At 44.9% G+C, this 18,491-nt stretch carries 16 protein-coding genes and 1 riboswitch; of the genes, 9 read left to right on the top strand and 7 right to left on the bottom strand.

Annotation, left to right across the window (positions count from 1 at the left end; all coding sequences use genetic code 11):
* Nucleotides 1-63 precede the first annotated feature (63 nt).
* Nucleotides 64-957, top strand: a complete 894-nt coding sequence (locus tag PP2015_RS16110) for a bifunctional GNAT family N-acetyltransferase/hotdog fold thioesterase (RefSeq protein WP_058031274.1) — start codon at nucleotides 64-66, stop codon at nucleotides 955-957.
* A 272-nt stretch (nucleotides 958-1,229) separates the two neighbouring features.
* Here PP2015_RS16110 and PP2015_RS16105 read toward each other — a convergent pair whose 3' ends face one another.
* The 7 genes from PP2015_RS16105 to PP2015_RS16075 form a co-directional block, all read right to left on the bottom strand.
* Nucleotides 1,230-2,255, bottom strand: a complete 1,026-nt coding sequence (locus PP2015_RS16105) for a phospholipase A (protein WP_058031273.1) — start codon at nucleotides 2,253-2,255, stop codon at nucleotides 1,230-1,232.
* Between the two features lie 188 nt (nucleotides 2,256-2,443).
* Nucleotides 2,444-3,556 carry a succinylglutamate desuccinylase/aspartoacylase family protein gene (locus PP2015_RS16100; RefSeq protein WP_058031272.1) on the bottom strand — a complete coding sequence of 371 codons (1,113 nt, stop codon included), beginning with the start codon at nucleotides 3,554-3,556 and terminating at the stop codon, nucleotides 2,444-2,446.
* A gap of 8 nt (nucleotides 3,557-3,564) precedes the next feature.
* Complete coding sequence (locus tag PP2015_RS16095) at nucleotides 3,565-4,770, bottom strand: PLP-dependent decarboxylase (RefSeq protein WP_058031271.1); 1,206 nt, start codon at nucleotides 4,768-4,770, stop codon at nucleotides 3,565-3,567.
* On the bottom strand, nucleotides 4,770-5,510 hold the full coding sequence (locus PP2015_RS16090) for a 2,3,4,5-tetrahydropyridine-2,6-dicarboxylate N-succinyltransferase (protein WP_058031270.1): 741 nt from the start codon (nucleotides 5,508-5,510) through the stop codon (nucleotides 4,770-4,772). The genes PP2015_RS16095 and PP2015_RS16090 overlap by 1 nt, the downstream gene beginning before the upstream one ends.
* An 11-nt stretch (nucleotides 5,511-5,521) precedes the next feature.
* Nucleotides 5,522-6,406, bottom strand: a complete 885-nt coding sequence (dapA, locus tag PP2015_RS16085; RefSeq protein WP_058031269.1) for a 4-hydroxy-tetrahydrodipicolinate synthase — start codon at nucleotides 6,404-6,406, stop codon at nucleotides 5,522-5,524.
* A gap of 114 nt (nucleotides 6,407-6,520) precedes the next feature.
* A riboswitch (Lysine riboswitch) is annotated at nucleotides 6,521-6,713 on the bottom strand.
* 196 nt (nucleotides 6,714-6,909) lie between these two features.
* Nucleotides 6,910-7,530 carry a hypothetical protein gene (locus PP2015_RS16080; protein ID WP_058031268.1) on the bottom strand — a complete coding sequence of 207 codons (621 nt, stop codon included), beginning with the start codon at nucleotides 7,528-7,530 and terminating at the stop codon, nucleotides 6,910-6,912.
* Nucleotides 7,531-7,669: 139 nt separating this feature from the next.
* A complete protein-coding gene (locus PP2015_RS16075) occupies nucleotides 7,670-8,554 on the bottom strand; it encodes a TraB/GumN family protein (RefSeq protein WP_058031267.1) in 885 nt (294 codons plus the stop codon).
* A 504-nt stretch (nucleotides 8,555-9,058) separates the two neighbouring features.
* On the opposite strand from PP2015_RS16075, the gene ilvG reads away from it, so the two are divergent.
* The 8 genes from ilvG (at nucleotide 9,059) to can (ending at nucleotide 18,484) form a co-directional block, all read left to right on the top strand.
* Nucleotides 9,059-10,705: an acetolactate synthase 2 catalytic subunit gene (gene ilvG / locus PP2015_RS16070; RefSeq protein ID WP_058031266.1), complete on the top strand. Its 1,647-nt coding sequence runs from the start codon at nucleotides 9,059-9,061 to the stop codon at nucleotides 10,703-10,705.
* Complete coding sequence (ilvM, locus tag PP2015_RS16065) at nucleotides 10,705-10,950, top strand: acetolactate synthase 2 small subunit (protein WP_058031265.1); 246 nt, start codon at nucleotides 10,705-10,707, stop codon at nucleotides 10,948-10,950. The genes ilvG and ilvM overlap by 1 nt, the downstream gene beginning before the upstream one ends.
* Before the next feature lie 52 nt (nucleotides 10,951-11,002).
* Entirely contained in the window at nucleotides 11,003-11,923 is a 921-nt protein-coding gene (locus PP2015_RS16060) for a branched-chain amino acid transaminase (protein ID WP_058031264.1), read from the top strand.
* Nucleotides 11,924-12,043: 120 nt separating this feature from the next.
* A complete protein-coding gene (gene ilvD, locus PP2015_RS16055; RefSeq protein ID WP_058031263.1) occupies nucleotides 12,044-13,900 on the top strand; it encodes a dihydroxy-acid dehydratase in 1,857 nt (618 codons plus the stop codon).
* Between the two features lie 2 nt (nucleotides 13,901-13,902).
* Nucleotides 13,903-15,444 (top strand): threonine ammonia-lyase, biosynthetic, encoded by a 1,542-nt coding sequence (gene ilvA / locus PP2015_RS16050; RefSeq protein ID WP_058031262.1) that lies wholly within the window; start codon nucleotides 13,903-13,905, stop codon nucleotides 15,442-15,444.
* 78 nt (nucleotides 15,445-15,522) lie between these two features.
* Nucleotides 15,523-16,605, top strand: a complete 1,083-nt coding sequence (locus PP2015_RS16045; RefSeq protein WP_058031261.1) for an ABC transporter substrate-binding protein — start codon at nucleotides 15,523-15,525, stop codon at nucleotides 16,603-16,605.
* A 25-nt stretch (nucleotides 16,606-16,630) separates the two neighbouring features.
* Entirely contained in the window at nucleotides 16,631-17,818 is a 1,188-nt protein-coding gene (locus tag PP2015_RS16040; protein WP_058031260.1) for a methyltransferase, read from the top strand.
* 9 nt (nucleotides 17,819-17,827) lie between these two features.
* A complete protein-coding gene (can, locus tag PP2015_RS16035; protein WP_058031259.1) occupies nucleotides 17,828-18,484 on the top strand; it encodes a carbonate dehydratase in 657 nt (218 codons plus the stop codon).
* Nucleotides 18,485-18,491 lie beyond the last annotated feature (7 nt).

The raw sequence follows: 18,491 nt of genomic DNA, 5'->3' as shown, positions 1-18,491 counted from the left end.
ACCAAGTTGCCGTTGTTTTGAGAGTAAATCGACGGCCAGAGATGCATTTCAACAGGAGTAACTATGTTTCAGGTAAGTGCGCCACAAAGCAGCGAAGACTGGCAAGCCTATTATCAATTACGCTGGCAAGTTTTACGTGCCCCGTGGGATCAGCCTAGAGGCTCAGAGCAAGACGACTTAGAGCAAGAGGCTGAGCACCGTTATATTAAGAATAACGACGGTGACGTATTAGCCGTTGCGCGTTTGCATTTTAATAATCAGCAGCAAGCTCAAGTGCGTTACATGGCGGTAGATGAAAGGCACCGTGGTCAACATTTAGGTAGCCGTTTATTGCATGAGCTTGAAAAGGTAGCGTGGCAACAGAATGCGGATGAGCTGGTTTTATTTGCTCGTGAACGAGCTTTGTCTTTCTATGAAAAGCACGGTTATACCGTGTTAGAAAAAGCGCATTTGGCATATGGTGATGTGCAGCACTGGAAGATGGTGAAGCAAAAACCATGTGAGCCTGGCTGGTTCCGTCATCCTGACTGGACACAGGTATTACAAAATACATGGCGTGAGTCTATTCCAATCAGTGATGCGATGGGCATTAAAGTTGAAAGCTACACTGACTGGCAATTTTCAACTAAAGCAGATTTAAAAGCGAATTTAAATTTACACAACTCGATGTTCGCAGGTTCGGTGTACAGCATGGCGACCTTGACAGGTTGGGGGGCGACTTATTTGGCCCTGAAAGAGCTTAATCTTGAAGGTAACATTGTGTTGGCTGATGCTGAAATTAAATATCTTAAGCCACTAACAACGGCGCCAAGTGCGACTGTGACCATCGCAGATTGCTCGGGTAAATTGCTTGAGTTAGAAACGGAAGGAAAAGCGAAATATTATGTACCTGTGAATGTGTACGATGGCGATAAACTGGTTGCTAAGTTTGAAGGCTGCTTTGTTGTTCTTCGCTAAAATTAAGCGCTAGATTTTAAAAGCCAAGCAATTTGCTTGGCTTTTTATTATTGAATAGAAGTTATACCAATCCTCAATAATACTTAATCATTTTGAGGGACTAAAACTGACGCTAACTTCGTTGAAAATTTCTTATTTAGAATAACTAAATAGCAAAATTTCCGCCTTGCCTACATGGATGTAGGTACCTCGGCGATAGCAGGACGCGTGAGCGGCGTTATCGACTAGTTTTTCTTGCCTCAAAATAGACCGCTTAATTAAGAGGATTGGTATTACAAAATATCGGTGAGCAATATACCAATACCAAAGCGCTGTATGTCTGCATTGTAATCAATCATGCTTTCGCCATAGCCGTTAAAGTATTGCGCATAGCCTCGCAATCGGCCCCACATAGGAAAAGACCAATCAAGCTGTAAAGCCCCGCGGTTATCACTGTTGAGATTATTTCTTACCATAAAGCCAAATTCATGATCACCTTGGCGATACACGCCACTAAACTCAAAGTAGCCCATATATTTGTATATGTCCGGGTTGTCGTCGCCTTTTGCTTCTAAAGCATCTGATTTGTCGTCTTCAGGCAGTCGATACCAAGGTTTAAAACTGAAAACAAAGCCACGGTTTTCCCATATGAAGTTGGCATACAGTCTGTTCCAAGAGCGAGAATTAGGTTGGCTGCGACCATTTGATTGATGCGATAAACCGACTACCACAGCCATTTCATCGCCCCACAGCACATTCTCATCGTCTAAAAAGTTAATCCAAAATACTTCGGGCTCGTAATTGGTTTCCCGAAAAGGTGAAGAAATATCTTTGTTATAAAACTGCCAATAGGATTGCAGGGTGAAAGCGGTGTAAATTGCTTGGTCTGGGTCTGAAAAGCCAGTGTAAATGGGCACTTTTAAAGATAGCTGGTATTTGACCTCAAAGTTATCAAGCGGCTCACCTTGCTCATCACTAATTGCTTTTATGCCATCAAATGGGCGGTTATTCGGCTGACTAATATAAGAAACTGGCAAAATGTAATTACGGTGATGTGGCGTTAGAACATTACGGTTCTTTTGCGTCACACGTTCGCGGGCCATGCGCTGATCGAGTAGGCTAAATTTTTTTGCGGCCTCTAGCTTAGAGCACTTTTCTTTAATATCTGCAACTAAGGCTTTGTCATCCGCATTCATCAGTTCATTGATGACGCATTGTTTGACGAGATCGATTTCATCTTCTTCCATAGGCGTTTCTGTGGCAAAAGCCAATAATGGAAGAGTAAATAAAATACTCAAAGATGTGAGTAAATAGCGCATGATTGCCTCTTTGTATGCTCCTTTAACAAAATGAGTATACATGAGATGCATGAAGTTAGCGTGAATAAACAGCGCAATGTGTTTTATGAAATAAAGAGGTATTGAAAAAGGCTGGCGGCAAAAGCCGCCATACCTTAGTAAGCGACACTCAATAAAAGGTGCTTACTCTCACGCAATAAGGTGAAGCCTTACAGCTCAAAATAGTTTGTGAAGAACTTATAGAGTTCTGTGCCTTGGTTCACACTGGCCGAAGCAAAATGCAAAATGGTAATGGCATCTGTGTCTAACGTGATTTCATGCAATGGCTTTTCTGATAAGTATTGTTCCATGCGTAAAATCTTCGCAATGGTGTCACCTGCTTTAATATGACTGCCCAATACTGCGTTGTACTCGACCATGCCACCCATAGGCGCGTAAAACGCCAAATAGTCATCAAGCATACAGGCGTAACGAGTAATAGGCTTAGGTTCAAATTCAGCACCGATAAACGCTTGCTTGTGATTTAAGTAACTCAGGATACTTTCGGCATCGAGCTTGGCTTCGGTTAAGTCGATTTTCTCTTGCGAGCCCAGTTCAACGGTGAAAGCTTCAACCCACACTGGAATATTGCGGCCCTGCGCTTTGTAGGCTTCGCTTAATTGCCACCAAGGGCAAAAAGTCGCTTCGTCCATCGCGCCATCAAATTCATTGGGGATCAACAGCACGTGTTCAATGTCAAAGTAGCTTGCACTCGCCTTCGCATATTCAGGACAGTACAAATGTTTTGCCGAGATCGGACCGGTATGAAGATCTAACACTATGTCAGCTTCATGCGCTAAACGCTGCAAGGTAACCGCGATCCGTTTACCGGTATTCACGCGATAAGCGGGTTGATCTAGAAACGCTTGGGTCTGATCAACAAGCAGCGCGCGGAATTTACTTTTGATCTCATCTTCTGGCGCGTCTATATGTTCGTGAACAAATGACTCGATCAGTTTGCTGTGATCGTGATACATGCGGTTCCAGTTGGTGCCGGTGATCGGATCAAAACGACCTAAAGTAAACTCCCCCGACTTTTGATTACAGCCGATCGGATTCGCATAAGGCACTAAGGTGATGTCTGAAGCCAGTGTTTGTGTTTTTAGCTGCTCAAGTAATTGGTAAATAACTGCATTACCTTGTACTTCTGCGCCATGCATATTGGCTTGAATATACACTTTAGGACCGCTGCCATTGCCTTGTAAACGATACACAGGAATGGTTAAAGGTAAGCCATTGGCAATTTCGCCAACTTGAATATGTTCTTGGGTAATTGTATTCATGGGATCACCTACACTAAATAACTTGCGGCGTTTTGGCTCTTACGCACGCAGACAACTTGGCCTTGCTCAATCACGTATTCAGCAGGCAATTCATGACATAAAAAGAACGGCATACTTTCGGTATACCCGTAAGCACCACATTGACTGAATACCACCCAGTCGTGCTCATTAATATCTTCAGGTAGTGAGTGCTTACCTAAACTGTCTAGCGCAGTACAAAGCGGGCCATGTACTAGGAAATCTTGTGACGGTGCACTAGATTGGCGTAATAATTCACCCGGAAAAGCTTGGTTTGTCACAGCAGGGCGTAATACGTGATTAATACCACCTGCGACAATCAGTTGGTGCTCACCATAGTTAAGTTTTTGCTCAACAACAGGATTTACATAATGGCCGATTTCACCTACCGCATAACGGCCAAGCTCCATCCACAGTTCTTCGACCCCTGCCGCGGCTTTAATGGTTGCCAGTGCATCGACTAATTTAGGCCAAGCGAGGCGATCAGCATCGGTTGTGTAAGGAATACCTAACCCGCCGCCTAAATCTAAGATTTGGCATGTAAAGCCAAGTTGCTCAGCTAAATTGGTCAGTGGCGTGATCATTTGTGACCATAGCTCAGCCAATTTTTCGGTGCTGAGCATATTGCCCCATTGGAAAATATGCAGGCCAACAAAATTAAGCGCAGGGTAGTCTTGAATTCTCAGCTGTTGCCACTCTTCAAGCCCTAAACCAAATGGCGTTAAGCTGTCACCACCAAGTGGGTTCTTTTCGCCATCGGGCCAGCGCAATTGTACACGCAGTAGAATGCGCAACTGCACTTGATGTTCTGTCGCAGCTTGGTTTAACCAAGCCACTTGATTTAAGCTTTCTGCCACAAAGGTGCGTACACCTTGTGACAAAAAGTGTTGGATCTGCTTTTTAGATTTAGCAGGTCCGGTGTTGAGCACACGGTTAGCAGCCACGCCTTGACGCAATACTTGGTCAAGTTCGCCACTGCTTGCTACGTCAAAGTCAAAGCCCGCTTTATCTAAAGTTTGGATCACCTTAGAAAGTGGATTGGCTTTAACGGCATACCATAACTTCACCACAAATTGCTCTGTCAGTGGTTTTAAATGCGCGTATAACGCATCTAGGTCATAGACAAAAAACGGTGTGTCGTTCTGCTCACTGATCGCAGTGATATGCTGACGTAGCGGTGTGCTCAAAAAGCTCATTAGCGTAATACCTCTTCAAGGATTAAAGATGCATCGCTTTGCTCATCGCGGTATTTAACAATTAAAGCACATGACATACTTAAGCCCTGCTCGCGGCCCCATGCACTTGAAGATGGACGAGAACCCGGAATAACAATCGCATTCTCAGGAATTGGTTCGCCTTTATCTAATATGCGCTCGTTCACACAGTCATAGACAGGAATGGTTGCAGATAAACGGACACCTGGTGCAAGTACAGCCCCTTTCTTAACAACTACACCTTCAACGATCACACAGCCAGCACCGATGAACGCATCGTCTTCGATTACAACTGGGCTTGCGCCAACAGGCTCTAATACACCGCCTAGTTGCACAGCAGCACTTAGGTGCACGTTTTTACCTACTTGTGCACATGAGCCAACTAGCGCATGGCTGTCTACCATAGTACCTTCATCGATGAATGCACCGATGTTTACATAGGCTGGTGGCATAATGATTGTGCCAGATGCCACATAGGCGCCGCGACGCACACTTGAGCCACCTGGAACCATACGTACGTTTTGCTCTGCATTGAAACCTTGTGGTGCTAGGTTGTCTTTATCAACAAAACCACCTGGGAACTCAACGTTTGTGCCGTTTCTAAATGCTTCTAAAATGCCTTGTTTTACTTCTACGTTTGCGTGCCAGTTGCCTTGCTCGTCTTGAGTTGCCGCACGTACGCTACCGTTTTCTAAATTGTTTAATAGTTCTAACCAGCTCATGTTTTACTGCCTTAATTCCAAGATAAAATTGTGTCGTTTGCACGCTCAATCGCTGCATTACATTGCAGTTCTAGGTGCGTAAGAGGAGGACGAAGATTCGGTGTGGCCAAAGTTCCCTGCTGGTGCATGAGCACTTTGACAGGAATTGGGTTGGCGACACTAAACAAGCTATTCACGGCTTGCGTCCAGGTGGTGAATAAGTTCGGATAAGTACCCGCTAAAGCGCGACGCACAAACTCAGCGGTTTGCTCTGGCCACGCATTGGCTGCAACAGAGACTAAGCCTTTAGCGCCTGCTTGTGCAAAGTAGGGGATCAACCCATCGTCGCCGCTATAAATAGCCAGCTCAGGCGCGGCTTCACGGAATTGCTCAAATTTACTGATGTCACCGCTGGCTTCTTTTAGCGCCCATAAGTTATCGTGATGTGATAGGTTTTTTAGCACTTGTGGTGACACTTCGACGGCACTGCGACCCGGTACGTTGTAAAGCATACAAGGCAAGTCTGTGGCGCTTAGCAGTGCATCAAACCACTGAGTCTGACCAATTACGCCCGGTTTGGCGTAAAGCGGTGAACCTAGTAGATAAGCGTGAATCGGGTGCTGATTACAAAACTCAACCCAAGCTAATTGTTCTTGCAAATTGATACCACCTACCGCGACCATAAGGGGGACGTTAGGGGCCAAGTTACAAACAAATTCAACAATCGCTTGTTGTTCAGGCAGGGTAAGGGCTAAGCCTTCACCTGTGCTACCAAGCAATAATATGCCATTGCCAGCTTGTTCTTGCTGACGAACGAGTGTTGTGAGTGTGTCAAAGTCAACTTGGTCTTGCGCGTCAAAAGGCGTCACCAAAGCTGTCCATAAAGGATAGTTGGATAAATCGTATTGTGATTTCATCTCTACCGAACTTATAGCATGTTCGGAGTAAGGAGGGTGTCCATACTTCGAACAATTAAAATTCGAAGAGCAATGGACTTAAAAAAGATAAGGCAAACTGGCCTTATTTATTCTAAGACCAGAAGCTCTCCACCAAAATTCTTGCGCCTTGCGCAATTGGTGACAGTCGCTGGGATTCAGCCCAGTCGCCCGAAGTAAACGTCTAGCAAATACGCTTGCTTCTCGGCGTTAATTCCCCTCGCTACGGCATCAATGGAGTTTGCTCTCCTCAACCGCGCTACCTGAATAACGCACCTCTTCCAGCCCTGGCAGCCGAGACAATGCTCCACTGCGCTCAAATAGGGTGAGGCGGCATTGAAACATTTTAGCCGTCTAGGTGTCAAGCAAAGGGGATTAAAAAATCATCTCTTTAAAACCTGAGGTTATAAACAAGGATGTAAAAGAGATCAAAAAGCCCGGTGCAAGACCGGGCAAAGGGAGTTTGTTAATTTAAGAGTCGTGGCTTAGTGGCGCACTTTGATATTGCCTACACCCACTTCAACTTCTAAGCTGTATTGGCCAGAGCCGAAGTATTCAGTCTGTGAACTGACCATTTTCTTATGAGACTGAGCTTTGCCCGCAAAACCAGATAAACTCGTTTTGCCAACACCGGATTCAAGGTTAACTTGTTTGAAGTCATCAATGGCAGTGTCGATACGCACTTTACCCACGCCTACTTCAACATCCGCTGTATTTTCAAGTGCTTGTATTTCAATTTTACCGACTCCCACCTCAACATCTAGACGCATACTTTTAGGCACTTTGACCTCCCAAGTTTGCTCTAAATTATCATCATCAATAGACAGTGATAACTCTTGGCGTTGACGTGAAGATTTTAGTTGGACTGCGCTTAAATCGACTTTATCAGTAAACCAGCCATCATTATCTTTTGGCTCTAAACGAATGGTGACTTGAATTTGGTCTCCATCGTAGCTCGTCAATTCTAGGCTGCCGACTGGAAAATCAATTTCTAATTCTGTGCTGTTTTCAAGATTAAATGATTGCTCAATGGTTCTAGTATCTTCGGCCCAAACTGGCGCAGAAATAACAGCAGTGGTTAAAGCAGCTAATAATAATTTTTTCATCGTCGTCACCCTGATTGATGTTGTTTAATAAGTTAGACGACAGGTGGGTTGAAAAAGGTTTAAAAGAATTAAAAAAAACTTTAAGGCAATAGCGAGAAGAAGCGCCGTTGCCTTAGCTGTAGCTTTTTAACTAGCTGATTTATAAACGAGTTACATTAAAGCCTTGTGCTTTTAATTGAGTGATTAAGCCATGCTGTTCAGGTAAGTGTAGGGCACCCACGGCAATAAATAATGACTCTTTTGTTAATCTTGGTGCTAATTGTTCAACCCAATTATTATTACGCTGAGTCAGCATTACTTCTTCACTGAACTTACCATAGTCAGAATCATCAAAGCTAAGTTGGTAATACTTGTTTAAGGTGTCCATATCGCCTTTTTTCCAGGCATTAACCAAATCTAGAAAGTACTGCTCAACGTCTTTTAATTGCTCAAGCGTAGTGCTTATCATCAAGTCGCTTTTTACGCCTAGCGAACTCAGCATTTCAAGTTGTTGCTCTAAAGTTTCTAACTCGCCGATAGGCTTATTATGCTTTTTAGCATGGGCAATAACTTGTTTGTCGATACCATAGTTTTCCACATATCCAAGATTTTGATATTCAATCTGCATCATAGTGACCATCACAGCCCAAGGTGCTAGGTTGTCAAACAACGCGATATTGATCTGTTTTGCTGCAAAGTATTGCTTTAATGCTTCGAAATGCTCGGCGCTTATTTCATCTTTTAACGTTCTACCTTGCGGTAAAGTCATAAAAGGAATGGAGCGTTTCTGTATTTCAAATGCATTGAGAGCCTCAATGTTTACTTCGACGATGACTTCATCAGTTTGCTCAATCGCTTGAGTGATTTTCTTTGGTAAACCATCCATGCTTTCATCGCCAACATGAACCGTACCAAATAAGTAAGATGTGACACCTGATTTTTCGACCTTGAACAGGGCCGGAGAAAGTGCGGCGGAGTGACTAGAAAAGCCAATTAAAAAAGCTAAAAGCAGCGTAAGAAAAACGCGGTTTACAGTGCTGAACATAGTATTCCCTTGTAAAAAAATTCCCCAACATAATAACAAGTTTGTATAAAAAAGGGAGATTTGGTGATTTTTTGAATAAACAAAAAATGTGTTGTTAATTATTGTAAGCACTAGATAAAAAGAGATTATTACAAAATTATTGGATATTTATTTCTTAATTTGTCATTTGTTGAATTTTAATTTCTTTTTATGGTTTTTTTATTATGAAAATAACATAGGGTTTGCTGTTGACTTAATAGGCTACACGCGGTACTAATAGAAAAAGAACGCAACGTGATGAATATTGTATACCGTTGCGGTAAATAATTCAGGTGATTTTTAAATGCTCAAAACAGCACATTCTCTACTAGTCGTGATTATCAACGTGGTGATTATTATTACCGCGGGGGCTGGTTAGTGCTGAAAGAAAAGTATTAAGCAAAAAGCCCCCCGCACTGAAAAGTTCGGGGGGCTTTTTCGTTTTAGGGTCGAATAAAGCAGTCAGATTGGGAATGAGGAACGAAGATGACAGGCGCAGAGTTACTAATAGATTTACTAGCCAAACATGGCGTTAAAGAGGTATTTGGTTACCCTGGTGGGGCAATCATGCCAATCTACGATGCGTTGTATGGCGCGCCTGTCAAACATTACCTAACTCGTCATGAGCAAGGTGCGGGATTTGCGGCAGTAGGGTATGCCCGCAGTACAGGCAAACTAGGTGTGTGTTTTGCTACGTCTGGCCCAGGTGCAACTAACTTAATCACCTCACTTGCTGATGCCATGATGGACTCAGTGCCTGTTTTGGCCATTACAGGGCAAGTACCTACGGCGGCTATTGGCTCTGACGCATTTCAAGAGGTAGACGTATTAGGCATGTCGCTCTCGTGCACTAAGCACAGTTACATGGTTGAGCGCGCTGAAGACTTAGCTGAGGTATTGCAAGAAGCCATGCATTTAGCATTATCAGGTCGTCCTGGCCCTGTTTTGGTTGATATTCCAAAAGACATTCAGCTGGCACAGGTACCATTTCACCCTTGGCTTGCACTTGAAGAAGAAGCGCCCGAGCTCGACATGGGCGAAGTTGTCAAAGCGGAGCAACTGCTAGCACAAGCGAAAAAGCCGGTGGCTTATGTGGGGGGGGGTGTGCACAACGCGAACGCGCAAGCTGAGCTGATGCAATTTTTAAATAAAACGCACATGCCGGCTGTTTCAACATTAAAAGCGCTAGGCAGTGTTTTACCTGACTATGAATATGATTTAGGCATGTTAGGTATGCATGGTGGTCAAGCTGCCAACCTAGCAGTACAAGAATGTGATGTTTTAGTCTGTATCGGTGCGCGTTTTGACGACCGCGTAACAGGTAACTTGGCTAAGTTTGCCTCGAAGGCGAAAGTGATTCATCTTGATATCGACCCTGCAGAAGTTGGTAAGCGTAAGCCTGCTGCGGCATCTATGATTGGCGACCTTAAAGCCACCATTCCTCATCTAGCGTGCTTTGTGACAGATGCACACTGGTTAGCACATACTTTGGAAATGAAAAAAACGCATGCTTGGCGTTATGACTACCCTGGCGAAAAAGTCTTTGCGCCTTATCTATTAAATGAACTCAGTAAGCGTATGCCGAATACTGGCGTGGTGTGTTGTGATGTGGGCCAGCACCAAATGTGGGTAGCGCAGCATATGAAATTCACCAGCCCACACAACCATTTAAGTAGTGGCGGTGCAGGTACCATGGGCTTTGGTTTGCCCGCGGCAATCGGTGCACAAATCGCACGTCCTGATGACATGGTGATCACCGTCTCTGGTGATGGGTCAATCATGATGAACATCCAAGAATTGGCCACCATTCGCAGAAATAATCTTCCTGTAAAGATCTTAATATTAGATAACCAAAGACTCGGTATGGTAAGGCAGTGGCAACAGTTGTTTTTTGAAGGGCGTTACAGTGAAACGAACTTATCGGATAACCCTGACTTTGTGCAGCTCGCTGCTGTTTTTGGTATTCCGGGACAAACTATTACTCATGCAAGCGAAGTAGATGCGGCTGTCGATGCGCTAGTTGCATCTGAAGGGCCTTATATCTTACACGCTTGTATCGATGATAAAGAAAACGTATGGCCGCTGGTTCCACCGGGTGCCGCAAATGATGAAATGATGACGGAGAATGCATAATGAAACACCAACTTAATATTGCTGTTAAACAACAAAGTGTCGCAATTGAACGTTTCTTGCGTGTAGTCCGTCACCGTGGATTCCAATTGTTAGATCTCGCTCTGGAAGGACAGGATGAATTGTTTCAAGTCAAAATGACCGTGGACAGTGACAAACCCATCTATCTATTAACCTCGCAACTGAGTAAGCTGGTTGAGGTAAAACAGGTTGAGCTGCAACCAATGCAGCAACAGGCTATTGGATAATCGTTCTATATTAAGAGCGAAAGAAAAGAATAATTAATACAAGGTAATAAACATGAGTAATAAATCTGACCTGATCTGGTTCAATGGTGAAATGGTGCCGTCTGAGCAAGCGACGACACACGTATTAAGCCATGCGCTTCACTATGGTAGTTCAGTATTTGAGGGTGTGCGTGCCTATGACACACCAAAAGGTCCGGCGATTTTCCGTTTACAAGATCATACTAAGCGCTTATTTGACTCTGCAAAAATTTATCGTATGCAAGTGCCTTTTACTGCAGATGAAATTAATGAAGCGTGTAAAGCGGCGGTACGTGAGAATGGTTTAAAGAATGCCTACTTACGTCCATTCGCATTCTTAGGCAATGTGGGTTTGGGTGTAAATCCTAAATCACACAAAGCCGATGTTGCCGTTGCCGCGATGGAATGGGGCACTTACTTAGGCGATGGTGCATTAGAGGCAGGTGTTGATGCTTGTATTTCTTCTTGGAATCGTTTAGCACCAAACACCATGCCGACCGCGGCTAAAGCTGGTGGTAACTATTTATCTTCACAACTTATCTCAGGTGAAGCAAAGCGTAATGGTTATGTTGAAGGTATTGCACTAGATGTGAACGGTTACCTAAGTGAAGGTGCTGGTGAGAACTTATTCGTGATTAAAAACGGTGTGTTATTCACGCCTCCTACTACCGCAGCAATTCTACCGGGTCTAACTCGTGACACTATGATGTACCTCGCTCGCAAAGCCGGTTTAGAAGTTCGAGAAGAACCTATTGCACGTGAAGCACTTTATCTAGCTGACGAATTCTTCATGACAGGGACTGCTGCAGAAGTGACACCGGTTCGCAGTGTAGACCAGATTGAAATTGGCACAGGTAAACGTGGCGAGATCACTGAGCTATTACAAACTGCTTACTTTGATTTAGTGAAAGGTCAAAGTGAAGACGAAAACGGTTGGTTAACTTATATCGACTAAGACGCTGTTAAGCGTTTGAGGTGTGGCTGCGGCCTTAATTGCAGCCATCGTATTGAATTTTGGGAATGAGGAAAGTCGGCAAACAACCAGAAGCTGCCGCATATTATTGAGGGCTAAACCATGGCTAAACTACGTAGTAAGACCACCACTGAAGGTAGACAACGTGCAGGTGCTCGCGCACTTTGGCGCGCAACGGGTATGACTGACAGTGATTTTGAAAAACCAATTATTGCGGTTGTGAACTCTTATACGCAGTTTGTACCAGGCCATGTGCATCTCAATCAGCTTAGTGAATTAATGGCAGATGCCATTCGCGAAGCAGGCGGTGTACCAAGAGAGTTTAATACCATTGCGATCGACGATGGTATCGCTATGGGTCACGGTGGTATGTTGTACTCACTACCATCACGTGATCTGATTGCAGATTCAGTTGAGTACATGGTGAATGCCCACTGTGCCGATGCCATGGTATGTATTTCCAATTGTGACAAGATCACCCCGGGGATGTTACTCGCGGCACTGCGTTTAAATATTCCGGTGATCTTTGTTTCTGGTGGCCCAATGGAAGCAGGTAAAACCCGTTTAGCCGACATTGATATCAAGCTCGATTTGGTTGATGCGATGGTTAAAGGTGCTGATCCATCGGTGAGCGATGAGGACTCAGAAAAAGTCGAGCGCTCGGCTTGTCCTACATGTGGTTCGTGCTCAGGCATGTTCACTGCGAATTCGATGAACTGTTTAATGGAAGCGCTAGGGTTAGCATTGCCGGGCAATGGCACGACCTTGGCAACCCATAAAGACCGTCATCAACTTTATATGGGCGCAGCTAAACGCATTGTTGCCTTATGTGACGAGTACTATCGCAACGACAACGATGCGGTATTACCTCGCAATATTGCTAACCAAGCGGCGTTTACCAATGCCATGACCTTAGATATCGCTATGGGTGGCTCTTCGAATACGGTTTTACACCTGATAGCAGCGGCGCGAGAAGGTGAGGTTGATTTTGATATGAGTGATATTGACCGTCTATCACGTACTACGCCTTTCTTATGTAAAGTTGCGCCTGCGACTCAGCAATATCATATTGAAGATGTGCACCGTGCTGGTGGCATCATGGGTATCCTGAATGAGCTCGCCAAAGCTGAAAAGTTAGACTTGTCAGTAGGCCATGTAGCGGGCGGGTCATTGGGCGACGTGATTAAGCGTTGGGACGCAACGGATAGCAATAACGAACGTGCGCAAACCTTCTATCGTGCAGGTCCTGCGGGTATTCGTACTACACAGGCAATGAGCCAGGAGTATCGTTGGGATACTCTTGATATTGACCGTGAAAATGGCTGTGTGCGCAGTGTTGAACATGCTTTCCGTCAAGATGGCGGGTTAGCGGTACTTTCAGGTAACCTGACCCCAGATGGTTGTATTGTAAAAAGTGCCGGTGTAGTTGACGAAATGCTTGATTTCACGGGTCCTGCCGTGGTGTTTGAATCACAAGACGACGCAGTTGATGGCATCTTAAATGGTAAAGTGAAAAAAGGCGATGTGGTTATCATTCGCTACGAAGGGCCAAAAGGTGGCCCGGGCATGCAAGAGATGCTTTATCCGACCAGTTATTTAAAGTCGATGGGCCTAGATAAAGATTGTGCACTGCTAACGGACGGCCGTTTCTCGGGTGGTACTTCTGGTTTATCTATCGGTCACGCTTCGCCAGAAGCGGCCAGTGGGGGGGCACTCGCGCTGGTTGAGAATGGTGACCGCATTCACATCGATATTCCGAATCGGGGCATCCATCTATTAATTGACGATGCTGAAATGGCTGCGCGTCGTGAAAAGCAAGATGCCCGTGGCAAAGACGCTTATAAGCCATTAGATAGACAGCGCGTAGTGTCGCCAGCATTGAAAGCCTATGCTTTATTAGCAACCAGTGCCGATAAAGGTGCGGTGCGTGATTTAGCGAAACTCGAGGAGTTAAGTTAGTCATGGTGGCACAAGAGCTCGATTACTTTCGGGCCATCATCCAAGCGGATATGGCTCCGCTTGCGAAAGTCACAGAGGTCAGCGAGCTGACCTCGCTTAGCAAGCAACTTAACCAGCAGGTGTTTTTAAAACGCGAAGATCAACAACCTGTTTATTCATTTAAGTTACGTGGTGCTTACAATAAGCTTCGCCAATTGCCTAAGGGCAGTAAAGTGGTCACCGCATCAGCAGGAAATCACGCCCAAGGTGTGGCATTGAGCGCGGCGCATTTAGGTCACCAAGCGACCATAGTGATGCCCGTCACAACGCCTGATATCAAGGTAAACTCAGTACGTAACCTTGGCGGCGAAGTAGTATTACATGGTCATAATTTTGATGCCGCACAAGCACACGCCTATGCACTGACTGAGCAGCAAGGCGCGGTATTTGTGCCGCCGTTTGACGACCCAGATGTGATCATCGGACAAGGCACAGTTGCTCGTGAATTAATGCAACAATTACACAACCTCGATGCAGTATTTATCCCTGTTGGCGGTGGTGGTTTGCTTGCGGGAATGGCGATTTATATTAAGTCTCTTCGACTAGACATTAAAGTCATTGGTGTTGAGTCAGCAGAAAGTGCCTGTTTAGATGCGGCGCTGAAAGCGGGTGAGCCAGTTGAGCTTGATCAAGTTGGCAGCTTTGCAGACGGTGTTGCGGTAAAGATCATAGGCAAAGAAACCTTTCGTTTAGCGCAAAAGTTCTGTGATGAAGTCGTGACAGTGAGCTCAGACGAAATCTGTGCTGCGGTGCAAGATATCTTTGTTGCCACACGCGCTATCGCCGAGCCGTCAGGTGCATTGGCGACTGCGGGCTTAACTAAGTGGAGCAAACAATGTGGTCAGACTGGGCTAAAACTCGCTGCAGTACTGTCGGGTGCTAACTTAAATTTCGATCGCTTACGCTATATTGCTGAGCGTACCGCGTTGGGTGCAAAAAGTGAGGCACTTTTTGGTGTCACGATTAAAGAAGAAAAAGGCAGCTTCAAGCGCTTTTGTCATGCTTTAGGGGGCAGAGCCATCACTGAGTTCAATTACCGTTATGCTGGTGAAGGGGACGCACAAATCTTTGTAGGTGTTGGCTTGCGTGGTGGGCAGCCAGAGTTAGATGAGGTTAAGTCAGTACTGCAAACCAATGGTTATGGCTTTGAAGACCTTTCAGATAACGAACTAGCAAAATTGCATATTCGTTATATGGTGGGGGGCAAACCGCCAGTGCCATTGAATGAGCACCTTTTCCGATTTGAGTTCCCTGAATATCCAGGAGCATTGGCACGTTTCTTAGAAACGCTGGGTAGTGAGTGGAATATCACTTTATTCCATTATCGCAACCACGGTGCGGCAGAGGGGAATGTGCTTGCTGCGTTTGATATTGCGCCAGAGCAACGTAGTTTATTTAACCTGCATCTTGCTAAGTTAGGGTATAAGTATTGGGACGAGACTAACAACCCGTGTTTTGCTCAGTATTTACGGAACCAAGAGCTTGAAAAGCAGCAAGCAAGTTAAGCGCTTAGTGCTTGCAAATCACCCTTGTTTTTCTATAGTTTAGTCATGCCTAATTAATTAGAAGAACAAGGGACTTTCATGCTCAAACGGTTTAGCTTGATAAGCTTACTGTTATTTTTTCTCCCCTCAGCCATTGCTTTAGAGTCGGTGGTGCTGCAATTAAAGTGGACTCATCAATTTCAGTTTGCTGGTTACTATATGGCGGTGGAAAAAGGCTTTTATGAGCGTGCTGGATTAGATGTCACGATAATTCCGGCCGATATTGAAGATCCCGACACTCACTTTAAAGTGCTTTCAGGTCAGGCGCATTTTGGTGTGACTCACTCAGGCATTTTAGCGGAACGTCTTCAAGGTAAGCCACTGGTGGCAATCGCAGCGATGCTACAATCTTCTCCTTACTGTTGGATGGTCAAAGCCGACAGTGATATATATAACCCCGCCGATTTCAGAGGCAAGCGTGTTAGTCATTTGGGTGTGGCAGAGCTGATGCTGATGTTAGAGCAGGCAGGGGTCAGTAAAGATGATATTTCTTTATACGCAGGCTTTGAGCCAATCGCTGATTTTAAGGCAGGTAAGTTCGATGCCCTGCAAGTTTATACCTCTAATGAACCCTTTGAGATGAAGCAACAAGGTGTTGCTATTCGACAAATTTGTCCAAAAAAGTATGGGCTTAATTTGTATGCTGATATTTTGTTTACCAGCGAAAACGTCCTACAGCATCGCCCAGAGTTAGTTGAAAAATTTAAGCAGGCAAGCCTACAAGGCTGGCGTTATGCCATGCTGCATTTACAAGAGAGTATCGACATAACTCATCAAAAATATGCGACGCATAAAATTAAAGAACAAATTTCTTATGAAGCTGAGAAGCTCCGCCCTTATATCTCTCCTCCTGGTGTGACCATAGGTAATATGTCAGACCTTCACTGGCGATGGATTGGGCAGATTTATGGCTTAGATATGGCGCAATATGATGCTGTTAGAGAGCGCTTTATTTATGAGTTAAAACAGTCTGAGCCACTTTTTCCTTGGTCGTGGATGTTGATCGCGGCTTGTGCGGTCACCTTGTTCAGTATTCCTCTCTACTTACACCTTATATTCACTAAAAAGCGCCGTTACAAGCTGAATGAGTCAGCACAAGAAAATGAAAACGAGGTAGAATAGCCATTTTTCGTATCGGGGAAATGCTGTGCCGTTATCGTCATTATTTATTCAGTTAGATCATTGCTTGCAGCAAACACGCGCCTATTGGCAGTGCGTTGCTTTTGATTACGGTGAATTTCCTTGGAGCGACGAACAGTTAACACGCTTTCTAAATGAGCTCGGTGACGAGCAGGTACGAGAGCTAGACGCAGATCAAACCCGTCTATATGAAGTGTTTGCTGATTTTATTCCTGCTGTCGAAGAGTTATCACAGTTGACTTCCCTACCTTATAGCGAACAGCAAAGAGCCGATTTGCCTTTTTGGCTCAGCAACGGCATTAAAGGTCGTAAATTACTACAGCTACAAGATTTCGTCTCACACCTCGATAATGGCGAGCAGCCAGTATTAGAGTGGTGTGCAGGTAAAGGGCACTTAGGTCGTATCTTGGCACACCAAGGTGCACAATATGTGCAAAGTGTCGAATTACAAGCCAATTTGTGTGAGCAAGGGCAGCATAGTGCAAAACAGCAGGGCTTAAACATGCACTTTCGCTGTGCGGATGTGTTACAAGATAACACCGATGATTGTTTTACTCAGCAACAACATGCTGTGGCTCTCCATGCCTGTGGTCGTTTGCATCAAGTCTTTATGCAGCAGGCCATCAAAGCAGAGTGCGATAAAATCAGTTTATCGCCTTGCTGTTATCACTTGTTTACCGAGCCGACTTATGAGGCCATGAGTAAAGAGGGTAAACAAAGCGCACTGCAATTAACCCACAGTGATATGAAATTAGCGCTGCAAGAAACCGTTACGGCGCCGAGCAGAGTGACTAAGGTTAGGCAAACAGAGGTTACTTGGCGCTTAGGCTTTGATGCGTTGCGTCGAGAAGTGACGGGCGTAGAACGTTATGTCAGTGTGCCTTCTATCAATAAACAAATATTTTCTGGTGAATTTGCTGATTTCTGTCAATGGGCGGCGAAGCAAAAGCAGGTAGAGTTACCTGAGTCATGTGACTATCAGCATTATCTGCGCTTAGGTGAGCAAAGAAAGAGAATCACCGACCGCATTGAATTAGTCAGGCATATATTCAGGCGAGCCATTGAATTGTGGTTGGTACTAGATAGAGCATTGTATTTGCAACAGGCGGGCTATGATGTGCAACTCAGTGAGTTTTGTGAAAAGTCTCTAACGCCGCGCAATATACTCATTCAGGCAAATAAAATAACAAACTAAGGCTAAATTATGTGTGAACTCGACCATTTATTGCAAAATAACCAAGCTTGGGCAGAGCGCACACAAGCAAAGCACCCTGAATTTTTTAGCAAACTCGCTGCGCAGCAAAAACCTGAATATCTGTGGATTGGCTGCTCTGATTCTCGGGTGCCAGCGAACGAAATTGTTGATTTAATGCCGGGTGAGCTATTTGTGCATCGCAACGTCGCGAACGTGGTGGTTCATACCGATCATAATTGTTTGTCGGTGATGCAATACGCTGTTGAAGTGTTAAAAGTGAAGCACATTATGGTCGTTGGTCACTATGGATGTGGTGGCGTTCAAGCTGTATTAGATGAAGCGCGATTAGGCTTGATTGATAATTGGTTAAGGCACGTTGCCGATGTAAAAGAAAAGCATCAAGGGTTGTTGTCGAGTGTTGCTGAGCAACAACGTTGTTCGGCCCTGTGTGAGCTAAATGTTATTGAGCAAGTGCGCAATGTGTGTTTAACCAATGTGGTGCAAGACGCTTGGTATAGACAGCAAGAACTCACTGTACACGGGTGGGTATATGGTTTAGAAGATGGCTTGCTGAAAGCGCTCAACTCGCAAACTTGCCATGGCAGTGAAGTGGACCAAATGCATCGCCAGGCGGTAGAACATATCGCCGAGCGTTATCTCAAGTAAGTATATG

The organism is Pseudoalteromonas phenolica (genome assembly GCF_001444405.1).
In the GTDB taxonomy this organism is placed as follows: domain Bacteria; phylum Pseudomonadota; class Gammaproteobacteria; order Enterobacterales; family Alteromonadaceae; genus Pseudoalteromonas; species Pseudoalteromonas phenolica.
The sequence above is the reverse complement of the archived record's forward strand: the minus strand, read 5'-3'. Positions and strand labels throughout refer to the sequence as shown.

Excerpts from the sequence above, each read along its gene's own strand:
- ilvA (WP_058031262.1), top strand. The coding sequence starts at position 13,903 with ATGGTGGCACAAGAGCTCGATTACTTTCGGGCCATCATCCAAGCGGAT.
- PP2015_RS16080 (WP_058031268.1), bottom strand. The coding sequence starts at position 7,530 with ATGAAAAAATTATTATTAGCTGCTTTAACCACTGCTGTTATTTCTGCG.
- ilvG (WP_058031266.1), top strand. The coding sequence starts at position 9,059 with ATGACAGGCGCAGAGTTACTAATAGATTTACTAGCCAAACATGGCGTT.
- PP2015_RS16105 (WP_058031273.1), bottom strand. The coding sequence starts at position 2,255 with ATGCGCTATTTACTCACATCTTTGAGTATTTTATTTACTCTTCCATTA.
- dapA (WP_058031269.1), bottom strand. The coding sequence starts at position 6,406 with ATGAAATCACAATACGATTTATCCAACTATCCTTTATGGACAGCTTTG.
- PP2015_RS16100 (WP_058031272.1), bottom strand. The coding sequence starts at position 3,556 with ATGAATACAATTACCCAAGAACATATTCAAGTTGGCGAAATTGCCAAT.
- PP2015_RS16095 (WP_058031271.1), bottom strand. The coding sequence starts at position 4,770 with ATGAGCTTTTTGAGCACACCGCTACGTCAGCATATCACTGCGATCAGT.
- ilvD (WP_058031263.1), top strand. The coding sequence starts at position 12,044 with ATGGCTAAACTACGTAGTAAGACCACCACTGAAGGTAGACAACGTGCA.
- PP2015_RS16110 (WP_058031274.1), top strand. The coding sequence starts at position 64 with ATGTTTCAGGTAAGTGCGCCACAAAGCAGCGAAGACTGGCAAGCCTAT.
- can (WP_058031259.1), top strand. The coding sequence starts at position 17,828 with ATGTGTGAACTCGACCATTTATTGCAAAATAACCAAGCTTGGGCAGAG.
- PP2015_RS16075 (WP_058031267.1), bottom strand. The coding sequence starts at position 8,554 with ATGTTCAGCACTGTAAACCGCGTTTTTCTTACGCTGCTTTTAGCTTTT.
- PP2015_RS16045 (WP_058031261.1), top strand. The coding sequence starts at position 15,523 with ATGCTCAAACGGTTTAGCTTGATAAGCTTACTGTTATTTTTTCTCCCC.
- ilvM (WP_058031265.1), top strand. The coding sequence starts at position 10,705 with ATGAAACACCAACTTAATATTGCTGTTAAACAACAAAGTGTCGCAATT.
- PP2015_RS16060 (WP_058031264.1), top strand. The coding sequence starts at position 11,003 with ATGAGTAATAAATCTGACCTGATCTGGTTCAATGGTGAAATGGTGCCG.
- PP2015_RS16090 (WP_058031270.1), bottom strand. The coding sequence starts at position 5,510 with ATGAGCTGGTTAGAACTATTAAACAATTTAGAAAACGGTAGCGTACGT.